A 12043-nucleotide genomic window follows, 5' to 3' on the forward strand; every position below is an offset into this window, starting at 1 on the left:
GGGCATGAGTTCTATGGAAGCGCAATCTCCGTTTGCAGGTTTGGCGAATCTTGGCCGCATACCCGAGTTGCGCAAGCGCTTGTTGTTTACATTGGGCATGTTGATTGTTTATCGAATCGGCGCCCATGTTCCCACGCCTGGCATTGATCCCAAGGCGCTGGCCGCCTTTTTTGATCAACAGCAGGGTACCCTGCTGGGCATGTTCAATATGTTTTCCGGTGGTGCCCTGTCTCGTTTGACAGTGTTTGCTCTCGGCATCATGCCCTATATCTCCTCTTCCATCATTCTGCAATTGATGACCGCTGTTTTTCCGAAACTGGAGGCCATCAAAAAAGAGGGTGAGCTGGGAAGAAGAAAGATCAATCAATACACCCGTTACGGAACCGTTGTGCTTTCGATCTTTCAGGGATTCGGTATTGCCTACGGTCTGGAATCCATGCAGGCCGGTGGACTGGGAGTGGTGGTGGATCCAGGTTGGTCTTTCCGTATCATGACGGTGATCACCTTGACTTCCGGAACGGCCTTCATCATGTGGGTCGGGGAACAGATCACGGCCCGGGGTATTGGTAATGGCATCTCGTTGATCATTTTTGCAGGGATTGTGGCCAATCTGCCCATTGCCTTGGTCAAGACTCTTGAATTGGCCAGAACCGGAGATTTGCAGCCCCTGTTCGTTTTGTTCCTCCTGGTGATGTCGGTGGCAGTGACTGCCTTCATTATTTTCATGGAGCGGGCTCAACGCCGTATCACGGTCCAATATGCCAAGCGGCAAGTCAGTGGTCGCCGCATGGTCGGTGGTGAAAGCACTCACTTGCCCTTGAAAGTGAATACTTCTGGTGTCATCCCACCCATCTTCGCCAGTTCAATCATTCTCTTCCCGGTGACCATTGCCAATTTTGCGCCTTGGGAATGGCTGAAAGGCGTAGCCACAGCACTGTCGCCTGGCCATTTTGCTTATATGGTGGTTTATTCCCTGGCGATCGTATTCTTTTGTTATTTTTATACAGCCATCGTCTTCAATCCTCAGGAGACGGCTGAAAACTTGCAAAAGTATGGTGGGTTTGTGCCCGGAATTCGTCCTGGTGTGAGAACCGCTGAGTATCTGGATAATATTTTGACCCGTCTCACCCTGGTGGGTGCTGTTTATGTCACTGCAGTTTGTTTGTTGCCAGAGATTTTGATTTCAAGCTATAATGTGCCGTTTTATTTTGGCGGAACCTCCATGTTGATCGTTGTGGGTGTCACCATGGATACCGCTGCGCAAATCCAGTCCTTTCTGATCAGCCGTCAGTATGAAGGGTTGATGCAGAAGGCCAGAATTCGTGGCCGCCGATAACGGTCAAGCTTTGGAGGTCTGACTTATGAAGGTTCGTGCATCGGTTAAAACACTTTGTAAACTTTGCAAAGTGGTGAAACGCAAAGGTGTGACCCGGGTGATCTGTCCGGCACATCCCAAGCATAAACAACGGCAAGGATGACCACAACGGAAACGTCAGGTTTCCAGGTGGGAAGAGTATAATTGGTTGAACCGGCTCAGGAGGTGGGAAGGTGGCCCGTATTGCTGGCGTAAACATCCCGATCAATAAGCGGATGGAAGTGGCTCTGACGTATATTTACGGGATCGGTCCTGAAAGAGCCAAAAAAATCTTGACGGACGCAGGTGTCTCCACGGAAGTCAGGGCTCGTGACTTGTCTGAGGCAGAAACGGCCCGCATCCGTGCCATCATTGACAAGGATTTCATTGTCGAAGGTGATCTGCGGCGTCAAGTGGCGATGAATACCAAGCGTCTGATGGACCTGGGTAGTTACCGCGGTTTGCGACATCGCCGTGGCCTTCCTACTCGTGGACAACGGACTCATACCAATGCCCGCACGCGCAAAGGACCGCGCCGCGCCGTGGTTGGAAAATGATCATGAATCACTTACTGTTTGGCCGTGGTAACAAGACCAGGCCCGGAATGAAGGAGTAAACATGGCGACGAAGGCTCAGAAAACCGCTACCCGGATTAAAAAGAAGGAGCGGAAAAATATCGCCAGCGGAATCGCGCATATCCGATCCACCTTCAACAACACGATCGTTTCCATTACCGATACCGTTGGAAATGTGATTTCCTGGGGATCGGCTGGGGCACAGGGTTTCAAGGGATCTCGTAAATCTACCCCCTTTGCAGCCCAAATGGCTGCCGAGGATGCTGGACGCAAGGCCATGGAACATGGCATGAGAAACTTGGAAGTTCGCCTGAAGGGACCGGGATCCGGACGTGAATCCGCCCTGAGAGCATTGGCCAATATTGGCTTTAATATCGCCTACGTGCAGGACGTCACCCCCATTCCACACAATGGCTGCCGTCCTCCGAAGCGGCGTCGCGTCTGATTCGACTCGGTTGATAAGGGACTCTGGGAAAACATGGCCCGTTATTTTGGATCCAAATGCAGATTGTGTCGCCGTGAGGCGACCAAACTTTTCCTGAAAGGGGAAAAGTGCTACTCTGACAAATGCGCTATTGAGCGCCGAAACTATGGTCCCGGTCTGCATGGTCAGCGCCGTCGCAAGGTTTCGGACTATGGTGTCCATCTGCGCGAGAAGCAAAAAATTAAACGCACCTATTGCGTGCTGGAAAAACAGTTCCATAACTATTTCCAGAAAGCTGCGCGCATGCCCGGTGTTACCGGTGAAAACCTGTTGATCCTCCTCGAAAGGAGACTCGACAATGTGGTCTATCGCCTCGGCTTCAGCGCTTCCCGCAGCGAAGCAAGACAGGTGGTCAGCCACAAACAAATCCTGGTGAATGGCAAACCCATCAACGTCAGTTCCTATTTGGTAAAGCCAGGGGACAAGATCGCTGTGGACGAACAGTGCAAGGCTCATATCCGTATCAAGGGTGCCTTGGACAGCGCGATGCGGCGCAGTTTCCCCTCCTGGCTTGAGGTCGATCCCGTGGCCATGTCCGGCACATTCCTCTCGTTCCCGGATCGCGCGGATCTTCCTGCCGATTATAACGAAAACCTCATCGTCGAACTTTATTCCAAGTAGTGTGTTTACCTGGATGGGGGATTGTGATGTACAGGAATTGGACGGAATTGATCAAGCCCCGCAAGGTGGAGTTGGTCGGGGATGGAGATTCTCAATACAAGGCCACTCTGGTTGCCGAACCCCTGGAACGTGGCTTTGGCACCACACTTGGCAATGCTTTGCGTCGGGTTTTGCTTTCGTCTTTGCAGGGAGCCGCTGTTTCGTCGGTCAAGATCGAAGGTGTCTTGCATGAGTTTTCGAGTATCCCGGGTGTGCTGGAAGATGTGACGGATATCATCCTGAATCTCAAAGGGGTGGCCATCCGGATGAAAAGTGGCAGTACCCGTACCATGTCTTTGGTCGCGGATAAAGAAGGGGTCGTGACCGCTGGTGATATCGAATGCGGTCATGATGTGGAGATCCTGAATCCCCATCACCACATCGCCACCTTGAATAAAAGTGGCAAATTGAATATGACCATGACCGTCACAACGGGCAAAGGTTATGTTCGTGCCACTCCTGGCGCGGATGACGTTCCGACCAATATCGGTGATATTCCCCTGGATTGCAGCTATAATCCAGTCAAACGGGTGTCGTATAAAGTATCCAATGCCCGCGTTGGTCAACAGACTGACTATGACAAATTGGTTTTAGACATCGAAACCAATGGTGTCGTGAGCCCGGAAGACGCTTTGGCCCTGGCGGCCAAAATTCTTCAGGATCAGTTGAGCCTGTTCATCAATTTTGATGACATTCCCATTCATGAGGGGCGTGATGACAACGCCACTCCCAAATGGAATCCGAATCTCTTCCGCAAGGTCGATGAACTGGAACTTTCCGTCCGTTCGGCCAATTGCTTGAAGAATGATGACATTGTCTATATCGGTGACTTGGTTCAAAAAACCGAGTCCGAAATGCTCAAGACCCCGAATTTTGGTCGCAAGTCCTTGAATGAAATCAAGGAAGTGCTGGAAGAGATGGATCTGAGCCTGGGCATGCATCTGGATGGTTGGCCGCCGGAAAATATTGAAGACTTGGCCAAGCAGTTTGATGAAGAGAATTTCTAGGAAAGAGAACATCTGATTTAAGGACAGATTGATCATGAGACACCTCAAAAAGGGCCGCAAACTGAATCTCAGACCCGATATTCGCAATGCCATGTTGAAAAACATGTTGACCAGTCTGTTTCGGTACGAGCGAATTGAAATTACCCTGCCCCGTGCCAAGGAATTGCGCATGCTGGCAGATCGGATGGTGACCCTGGGGAAAGATGGGTCGCTGCATTCCCGGCGTCAAGCCTTGTCTGTGATGACCGACAAGGAAGTGACCCACAAGCTGTTTTCGGATATCGCCGAGCGCAACCGGACCCGGAATGGTGGTTATACGAGAATCATCAAGACCCGTCACCGGTTTGGTGACTGCGCGCCGATGGCCTTTCTGGAATTGGTGGAGCGGCAGGCCACTGCTTGATGTGACGTTGGTGGTAACCATGATGTCGCAACCGTTTGATTGGGTTGTCATCATTGGAACGTGAGATTGGAAAAGGCCGATGGTGCAAACCATCGGCCTTTTCTTTTGGTCGTGTTTCCTGACGGATTTGCAAATTTTTGATGGTGTTGCGTTTCTTTTGGTTTGTTTGCGCCATGTGAGGGGGGGATATCTATCCTCCCGGTTTACAGTTGACGCAGGATGGCGTGCAGTTCATCGATGCGCACGGCGGCGTCCTCCCAAACCCGATCCTTGATGCTCAGGGTCTGGGTTTCGTGATTGAGGCGGATGGCTCCTTTCCCTTGCTGCAACAAGCCGATGATCCCTTCCGGGCTGACATTGGGGGTGGCGTGAAACTGGATGCTCGCCCCTTTGGGGCCGGCGTCGATCTTGAGAATCTTGATGCGCCGACAGGCCTGCTTGAGACTCATGACCCGGAGCAGATTGGAGGCGGATTCGGGCAGATGGCCAAAGCGGTCCGTGAGTTCGGCGCGCATCTCTCCGATGTCGTTGGCGGTTTCCAGGGTGGCGATGCGTTTGTAGAGGGTCAGCCTCTGGCGCACGTCCGGGACGTAATCTTCCGGAATGTGGGTGGAAATGTGTAGATTGATCACCGGTGAGAACTCTTCGGGTTCCGGTTTGTCGGTTGCTGAAGCCAGACCATTGCCGGAGGCGAGACTTTCCACCGCCTCCTTGAGCATTTGATTATAAAGTTCAAAGCCCACTTCCCGGATTTGTCCCGACTGTTCTTCTCCTAGCATGTTGCCGGCGCCGCGAATCTCCATGTCGTGGGTGGCCAGGGTGAACCCGGCTCCCAGTTCTCCCATGGACTCGATGGCTTCCAGCCGTCGCAGGGCATCTTCGGTGAGGGATTGGACGTGTGGAATGAACAGATAGGCGTAGGCCCGGTGTCTGGAGCGTCCGACACGACCCCGCAGTTGATGCAGCTGCGCTAGGCCGAAGCGGTCGGCCCGGTGGATGATGATGGTATTGGCGGTGGGGATATCCACCCCGTTTTCGATGATGGTGGTGCAAAGCAGCAGGTTGAACTCCTGGCGATAAAAGGAGAGCATGATCTTTTCCAGCCGACCTTCCCGCATCTGGCCATGGGCCACGCCGATCTTGGCTTCCGGGACCAGTTCGGCGAGTTCGACCGCCATTTTATCGATATCCTGCACCCGGTTGTGGACAAAGAAGACCTGTCCACCCCGGTAGATTTCCCGCAATACCGCTTCCCGTACCTTTTGGCGGTCGTACTGGAGCACAAAGGTGCGGATGGCCAACCGGTTGACCGGAGGTGTGGCGATGATGGAGATGTCCCGCAGGCCGCTCATGGCCATGTGCAGGGTGCGGGGGATGGGGGTGGCGGTCAGGGTGAGGATGTCCACGGTGGCGCGCATCTGTTTGATGCGCTCCTTGTGGATCACGCCGAACCGCTGTTCCTCGTCCACCACCAGCAGTCCCAGATCCTTGAACACCACATCTTTTTGCAGCAGTCGATGGGTGCCCACGATGATGTCCACACCCCCGCAAGCGATCATCTCCACGGCCTTTTTTTGTTCCGCCGGGGTGCGGAAGCGGGAGAGAATATCCACCGTGATGGGATAGGCGGCGAGACGACGGCTGAAGGTCTCGAAGTGTTGTTGGGTCAGGATGGTGGTGGGACTCAAGACCGCCACCTGTTTGCCATCCATCACCGCCCGGAAGGCGGCCCGCAGGGCCACTTCGGTTTTGCCGAATCCCACGTCGCCGCACACCAGTCGATCCATGGGTTTGCTCTGGGCCATGTCCTCCAGTACCGCTTCGATGGCGGCGGTCTGGTCCGGGGTCTCCTCGAAGGGAAATCCCGCCGCGAACTCTTGCAGCAACGGATCCGGCGTGGAAAAACGATACCCCTGGTTGGCCTGCCGCATGGCTTGCAGGCGTACCAGTTCTTCGGCCATTTCCAGGATTTTGCGTTTGGCTTTTTCTTTGGTTTTTTCCCACTTGACGCCGCCGAGTTTGTCCAGCGGCACCTCTTCTCCGCCGACGTATTTGGTCACCCGGTCCAGGTTTTCCACCGGGGCGTAGAGTTTGTCCGAGCCGGCGTAGTGAATCAGCAGAAAATCGTTTTTGATCCCCCCCACCTCCAGAGAGAGAAGTCCGCCGTAGCGGCCTACTCCGTGGTCCGCATGCACCACGGGATCCTGTTCTCTCAAGTCGGCGAATCCCGCCAGCAGTTGATCCAGGTAGCGGGGATCGGTTTTGCGGCGTTTGGTCTTGATGCCGAAGATGGCACTTTCCGTCAGCAGCACGATGCCCATGCGACCGTGGACAAATCCGCTTTCCAGGTCACCGACCGCTAAAAAGGTGGTGGAACCGGGCGCGACGGCGAGCAGTTCGTTCCAGTGGGAGACGGTGGTGGTGGGGATTTTGTGGTCTTCGAGGAGTTCCCGCAGCCGTTCCCGTTGTCCCATGGAGGTGGCGGTGACACACACCTTGAACCCTTGGGCATGGGCCTGGCGGATGGTGTCGCTGGCCAGATCCAGGGGCGGCTTGGGAGCTTCGGTGGTTTCGGTGCCTGCCGGCTGGATAAAGTTGGGAGCCGGATCGAACCCCATGGAGATGCCCCCGGGGGCGGCCTGGGGGGTGGTGGCGAACAGGGAAAAGCGGTTGAGCTGTTCCCGGAGTGTGGCTTCCGACAGATAGAGTTCCCGGGGTGGGGGGGGACGATGGGGATCGTGTTGGGTTTCGTGTTCCAGATTGGCGATGCGTTCCTGCACCTCTTCGTCGAAGCGTTTGGCTTCGGCGATGGCGTCGGTATCGAGCAGAAACAGAGCCGTGGGGGGCAGATAGTCGAAAAAGGTTTCCGCCGCGTTGTAGAAAAAGGGCAGATATTGTTCCATGCCTGGGGATTTTTCCCCTTTGGAGACCTGTTTGTACAGTTCATCCTCGGCGGCGCCGATGCCGTGGGCCTGACGGAACGAAGAGCGAAAGTCGCGGATGGTCTCTTCGGTGAGGATCACCTCGCTCACCGGCAGGGCCTGGACCGACTGGATGCGATCCGTGGAGCGTTGGGTGATGGGGTCGAAGAGTCGCAGGGTTTCCACCTCGTCGCCGAACAGTTCCAGGCGCACCGGGTCTTCTCTTCCCGGCGGGAAAAAATCGACGATGCCGCCCCGGATGGCGTATTCCCCAGACTCTTCCACCTGGGTGGCGGCCCGGTAGCCCGCCGAGGCCAGAAAATGCCGCAGCGCGGCCAGATTGAGTTGATCCCCTCTGGAGACCGAAAAACCATGGGTGGCCAGATATTGATGGGGAACCGTGCGGCGCATGAGGGCCGACGGGGTGGTGATGAGGGTGGTGAGGGTATGTCCTGCCGTATCTCCGGCCATCACCGGGCCGGTGCCCAGGGTCTGGGTGAGGCGGAACAGGGCGCGGATGCGTTCTCCCATGATTGGGCCATAGGGGGAGAGCCGTTCAAAGGGCAGGGTCTCCCAGGCCGGAAAAGGCAGCAGGGTGAGGGATGGCGCCAGATGATCGGCGAAAAAGAGCAGTTCCCGATAGAGGCTTTCCGCCCGTGCCGAGGTTCCGGTGACCACCACGACCGGTCCCAAGGCGTGTCGGGAGGTTTCGACCGCCAGCCATGGGAGGGATGCGCCGGGAAGATTGCCCAGGAGCGGATAGGGTGGGCCACGACGTTCCAGAAGAGGCACCAGGGGGGCGAGCAGGGGATGTTTCACGGGAGTGGACGTATCGGTGGTCTGGCGGTGTGAAAGTTCGGGCAAATAATTGATTGTGTATTTATAATAATATAATATGCAGTGTCAACCCAGCCTGAGAGCGGTTTTTCTTGCGCCGGGGATGATCCGGGCGGGAAAGTGAGTCGGTTCAAGGGGGAGATGGGATGCGATGACCTGGGAATTGCGGGTATTGGTGGAGCGGGCGTTCGAGGAGAGCGTTGCCGATCATTTGACGGCGGAAGGCTCCATGGGGGTTTCCGCCACGGTGGCCGGGGATCGGTTGCTGGTGACGGGTTACTTCGATCCGGAGGTGGATCGAACCGGCGTGGAGATCCGGCTGTTGCTGGTTCTGGCCGCTGCGGGGTGGGTGGCCGAAGAGCAGGCGGTCACCTGGCGGTTTCTGGCCGAGCAGGATTGGGCCGAGGCGTGGAAGGAGTCCTACACGTCCCTGCCCGTGGGCAAAGGGTTGTTGATCGTGCCCTCCTGGCTGGAAGAGCCTGCCGATTCCGGGCGTCGGGTGTTGCGCATGGATCCGGAGATGGCCTTTGGCAGTGGCACCCATGCCACCACCCGGGGCTGTCTGGAACTGCTGGAGGAGGTGGCGGGTCAAAAGCCTTTGGGGCGGGTGCTGGACATGGGATGCGGTTCCGGGGTGTTGGGGATCTGGGCCGCCATGCTGGGGGCCGAGGGGGTGGTGGGGACCGATCTGGATCCGGTGGCCGTGGAGACCGCCCAACGCAATGCCCGGCTCAACGGGGTCGGGGAGCGGCTGGAAATCATCGAATGTGCCCAGGTGCCGGATGGTCCGTTTCAGACCATTGTGGCCAACATTCTGGCATCGGTGTTGTTGTCGGCGGTGGTGCCGTTGGTGGCGGCGTTGGCGCCGGGGGGCAGTCTGATTCTCTCCGGAGTGCTGCGGGAGCAGGCCCGTGAAGTGCAATTGGCGTTCGAGGGGGAAGGGGTGCGGTTGGATCGGACCCTGTTCATCGAGGAGTGGGCCGTGCTGTTATTGAAATTCGGAGAGGGATCATGACGGTTTTCGATGTGGCGGTTTGGAAGAATGGCAAGGTGCGCATGCTGGATCAGCGGCGTTTGCCAAGCGATGAGATCTACCATGATTACGGTTCCGCGGCGGAGGTGGCGGAGGCTATCCGGGATATGGTGGTGCGGGGGGCGCCGGCCATCGGTTGCGCGGCGGCTTTCGGGGTGGCGGTGGAGGCGTTTCGGCTGGCGCGGGAGGGCATTCCCGACTCCTGGTCTCAGGCCATGGATCCCGCCATGCGGCAGTTGCGGGCGGCCCGGCCCACGGCGGTGAATCTGGCCTGGGCTTTGGATCGGTTGCAACCGTTGCTGGCCGGGGAGCCTGAAGGTGTGCCGGAGCGGTTGCTGGCGGAAGCCGAGGCGATCCATCGGGAGGATATCGCGTCGTGTCGGGCCATGGGTGCGGCGGGTGCGGCCATTCTGCCCATCCCGGCTGGCGGGAGACCCCTGGCCATCATGACCCATTGCAACGCCGGCGCTCTGGCCACGGCGGGATACGGGACCGCCCTGGGGGTGATCCGCGCCGCCCGGGATCGCTTCGGATCGGTGATGGTGTATGCCACCGAAACCCGGCCCTATCTGCAAGGGGCCCGTCTGACCGCCTGGGAGTTGCTCCACGATGGTTTCGACGTGACCTTGATGACCGATTCCATGGCGGGTCACGCCATGAGTCGCGGATTGGTGGATGTGGTGGTGGTGGGAGCGGATCGGGTGGCGGCCAATGGCGATGTGGCCAACAAGATCGGTACCTATGCCCATGCGGTGCTGGCCAAACGGCACGGCATTCCGTTTCTGGTGGCCTGTCCCCTGTCCACCATCGACCTGAACACCCCCACAGGCGCGCATATCCCCATCGAGGAGCGTTCCGAAGAAGAGGTGACCCATTTTTCGGGACAGCGGGTGGCCCCCAATGGGGTGCGGGTGTTCAATCCCGCCTTCGATGTGACTCCCGCCGAGCTGATTGCGGCGCTGATCACGGAAAAAGGTGTGGTCCGCGCCCCGGATGTCGCGGGGATCCGGGGACTGTTCGGCTCTTGAAACGTCGGTGGGAACCGGATAAAATTCAAGACAGGATTTGGACCGCTTTTTGCTGTCTTGATTTAAGTATCGTGAACGCCCGGATTTTCGGACCCCTTGGCTGCGGCCCGACTCCGACAAGCCAATGACCTGACAGGGAACCAAGTGTATGGATTTCGCAACGATCATCGGATTTGCCTTTGGACTGGCCCTGATGTTCGGGGCCATCCTGATGGGTGGTCAGCTCGGCATGTTCGTGGATATCCCCAGCATCCTGATCGTCTTTGGTGGGACCATGGCCACTTTGTTCATCCGTCACCGGATGAGTGAAGTGTTTGGCGCTTTTGGTATCCTGATGAAGGCTTTTCTTGTCAAGTCTCACGATATCAATCAGATCATCAGCCAGATCGTGGAGATGTCCCACATTGCCCGCAAGGATGGCATCCTGGCTTTGGAAAAAATCAAATCCCCGGACGAGTTCTTGCAAAAGGCCATCAACCATTGCGTGGACGGGGCGGATCCGGCCTTTCTGGAAAAGGTGCTGGCCAAGGAGTTGAGCTATCAACGGGACCGTCATCGCAATGGGGTGGGGATCTTTGAAGGCATCGCCGAGGCGGCTCCGGCTTTCGGTCTGCTGGGCACGTTGATCGGTCTGGTGCAGATGCTGGTGCATATGGATGATCCCACCACCATCGGGCCGGGTCTGGCCATGGCGTTGATCAGCACCTTTTACGGCATTTTCATCGCCAATCTGGTGGCCCTGCCTATCTCCTACAAGTTGACCGCCTACAGCAAGGAGGAACAGATGGTCCGTCAGGTGATCATCGATGGCATGATCGGCATCCAGAAGGGGGTCAATCCCCGCATGCTGCTGGAGTCCCTGATTGCGGTGCTTCCGCCCACGGCACGGGATCTCAAATGACCACCCACGCCCCGACTCGGGCCTGAATGGGGTGAAAACAAGGTATCCGCATGGATGAACTGGATGACAAGCCGGCGTTTCCCCCTTCCGGGTCGCCTGGATGGTTGATGCCCCTTGTCAGCATGATGGCCATGCTGCTGGCGGTGTGCATTCTGCTGCTTTCCATCTCCCGTCCGGATCGTCTTCGTCTGGCCGAGGCCACCTCTTCGATTCGCTCTGCGTTCGGATTGGATGTATCCGACATCATCCTGCCCACCACGGGGGCGACCAACGATTCCGCCGGACTGCAAGAGGCCATCGCGTTTGAACAGGCCATCCAACTGGTGCGGATCAAGGAAAAACTGGAACGGATGCAAAACCGTCTGCCGGATGCCAAGGGGCTGGAGGTGATGGCGGTGGAAGAGGGCTTTTTGATCCGGTTGAGCCGGAGTACCCTCTTTGCCGATGGCTCCGTGACCCTGCGGCCCGAGGTGGTCCCTTTGCTGAAGGAAATGGCTCAGATGTACGCCCGGCTTCCCAACGTCATTCGCATCGACAGCCATGGGGGGGAGTCCAAACCGTCTTCTTCCGGTGGAGGCATGAACAGTGTCTGGGCCACCAGTGCCGCCGAGGCCGCCACCTTGGCCGATTTCATGGTGACCGTGGGGGGGCTGGATGTGGCGCGCCTGATTCCTTCCGGACATCCCGCGCCCCGGGCCGGTGGTCCAGGTCAGGAGGGAAAGGGCCGTGGGGTGGGAATCGAAATCCTGTTGACCCGGGAAGTCCGCGCCGAAGTCAAACCTCCGTCGGGTCCGGCTGGAGTCTCGTCAGAGGCCGCCGCTCCGGGCGCCTCCAAGTAGG

General features: G+C 57.4%; 12 protein-coding genes. 11 read left to right on the top strand and 1 reads right to left on the bottom strand.

Annotated elements, in window-relative coordinates:
- The first annotated feature begins 4 nt into the window (after positions 1–4).
- The 7 genes from secY to rplQ all read left to right on the top strand — a co-directional run bounded on the left by secY (position 5) and on the right by rplQ (position 4483).
- Positions 5–1336 carry a preprotein translocase subunit SecY gene (secY, locus tag HQL98_04965; GenBank protein ID MBF0271416.1) on the top strand — a complete coding sequence of 444 codons (1332 nt, stop codon included), beginning with the start codon at positions 5–7 and terminating at the stop codon, positions 1334–1336.
- Between the two features lie 25 nt (positions 1337–1361).
- Positions 1362–1478, top strand: coding sequence for a 50S ribosomal protein L36 (rpmJ, locus tag HQL98_04970; protein MBF0271417.1), 117 nt, complete (start codon positions 1362–1364; stop codon positions 1476–1478).
- 70 nt (positions 1479–1548) lie between these two features.
- Positions 1549–1911, top strand: a complete 363-nt coding sequence (rpsM, locus tag HQL98_04975) for a 30S ribosomal protein S13 (protein MBF0271418.1) — start codon at positions 1549–1551, stop codon at positions 1909–1911.
- A gap of 61 nt (positions 1912–1972) precedes the next feature.
- Positions 1973–2374 carry a 30S ribosomal protein S11 gene (rpsK, locus tag HQL98_04980; GenBank protein MBF0271419.1) on the top strand — a complete coding sequence of 134 codons (402 nt, stop codon included), beginning with the start codon at positions 1973–1975 and terminating at the stop codon, positions 2372–2374.
- A 33-nt stretch (positions 2375–2407) separates the two neighbouring features.
- The gene (rpsD, locus tag HQL98_04985) at positions 2408–3034 is read left to right on the top strand and encodes a 30S ribosomal protein S4 (GenBank protein ID MBF0271420.1); all 627 of its coding nucleotides are present in this window, start codon (positions 2408–2410) and stop codon (positions 3032–3034) included.
- Between the two features lie 23 nt (positions 3035–3057).
- Entirely contained in the window at positions 3058–4080 is a 1023-nt protein-coding gene (locus HQL98_04990; protein ID MBF0271421.1) for a DNA-directed RNA polymerase subunit alpha, read from the top strand.
- Between the two features lie 34 nt (positions 4081–4114).
- Positions 4115–4483 (top strand): 50S ribosomal protein L17, encoded by a 369-nt coding sequence (rplQ, locus tag HQL98_04995; protein ID MBF0271422.1) that lies wholly within the window; start codon positions 4115–4117, stop codon positions 4481–4483.
- A 203-nt stretch (positions 4484–4686) separates the two neighbouring features.
- On the opposite strand, the gene mfd is transcribed toward rplQ, so the two are convergent.
- Positions 4687–8223 (bottom strand): transcription-repair coupling factor, encoded by a 3537-nt coding sequence (gene mfd, locus HQL98_05000; GenBank protein ID MBF0271423.1) that lies wholly within the window; start codon positions 8221–8223, stop codon positions 4687–4689.
- 169 nt (positions 8224–8392) lie between these two features.
- Here mfd and prmA point away from each other — a divergent pair, with 169 nt between their 5' ends.
- From prmA to HQL98_05020, 4 genes are all read left to right on the top strand, one after another.
- Complete coding sequence (gene prmA / locus HQL98_05005) at positions 8393–9256, top strand: 50S ribosomal protein L11 methyltransferase (protein MBF0271424.1); 864 nt, start codon at positions 8393–8395, stop codon at positions 9254–9256.
- Complete coding sequence (gene mtnA, locus HQL98_05010; GenBank protein MBF0271425.1) at positions 9253–10302, top strand: S-methyl-5-thioribose-1-phosphate isomerase; 1050 nt, start codon at positions 9253–9255, stop codon at positions 10300–10302. The genes prmA and mtnA overlap by 4 nt, the downstream gene beginning before the upstream one ends.
- A 148-nt stretch (positions 10303–10450) precedes the next feature.
- On the top strand, positions 10451–11203 hold the full coding sequence (locus HQL98_05015; GenBank protein MBF0271426.1) for a MotA/TolQ/ExbB proton channel family protein: 753 nt from the start codon (positions 10451–10453) through the stop codon (positions 11201–11203).
- Between the two features lie 50 nt (positions 11204–11253).
- Entirely contained in the window at positions 11254–12042 is a 789-nt protein-coding gene (locus tag HQL98_05020; protein ID MBF0271427.1) for a hypothetical protein, read from the top strand.
- The last annotated feature ends 1 nt before the right edge of the window (position 12043 follow it).

The sequence above is a fragment of the Magnetococcales bacterium genome, assembly GCA_015231755.1.
Lineage (GTDB): Bacteria > Pseudomonadota > Magnetococcia > Magnetococcales > Magnetaquicoccaceae > Magnetaquiglobus.

Coding starts and splice junctions, on each gene's coding strand:
- HQL98_05020 (MBF0271427.1), top strand. CDS start 11,254: ATGGATGAACTGGATGACAAGCCGGCGTTTCCCCCTTCCGGGTCGCCT.
- rpmJ (MBF0271417.1), top strand. CDS start 1,362: ATGAAGGTTCGTGCATCGGTTAAAACACTTTGTAAACTTTGCAAAGTG.
- HQL98_05015 (MBF0271426.1), top strand. CDS start 10,451: ATGGATTTCGCAACGATCATCGGATTTGCCTTTGGACTGGCCCTGATG.
- rpsK (MBF0271419.1), top strand. CDS start 1,973: ATGGCGACGAAGGCTCAGAAAACCGCTACCCGGATTAAAAAGAAGGAG.
- rpsD (MBF0271420.1), top strand. CDS start 2,408: ATGGCCCGTTATTTTGGATCCAAATGCAGATTGTGTCGCCGTGAGGCG.
- secY (MBF0271416.1), top strand. CDS start 5: ATGAGTTCTATGGAAGCGCAATCTCCGTTTGCAGGTTTGGCGAATCTT.
- mtnA (MBF0271425.1), top strand. CDS start 9,253: ATGACGGTTTTCGATGTGGCGGTTTGGAAGAATGGCAAGGTGCGCATG.
- prmA (MBF0271424.1), top strand. CDS start 8,393: ATGACCTGGGAATTGCGGGTATTGGTGGAGCGGGCGTTCGAGGAGAGC.
- rplQ (MBF0271422.1), top strand. CDS start 4,115: ATGAGACACCTCAAAAAGGGCCGCAAACTGAATCTCAGACCCGATATT.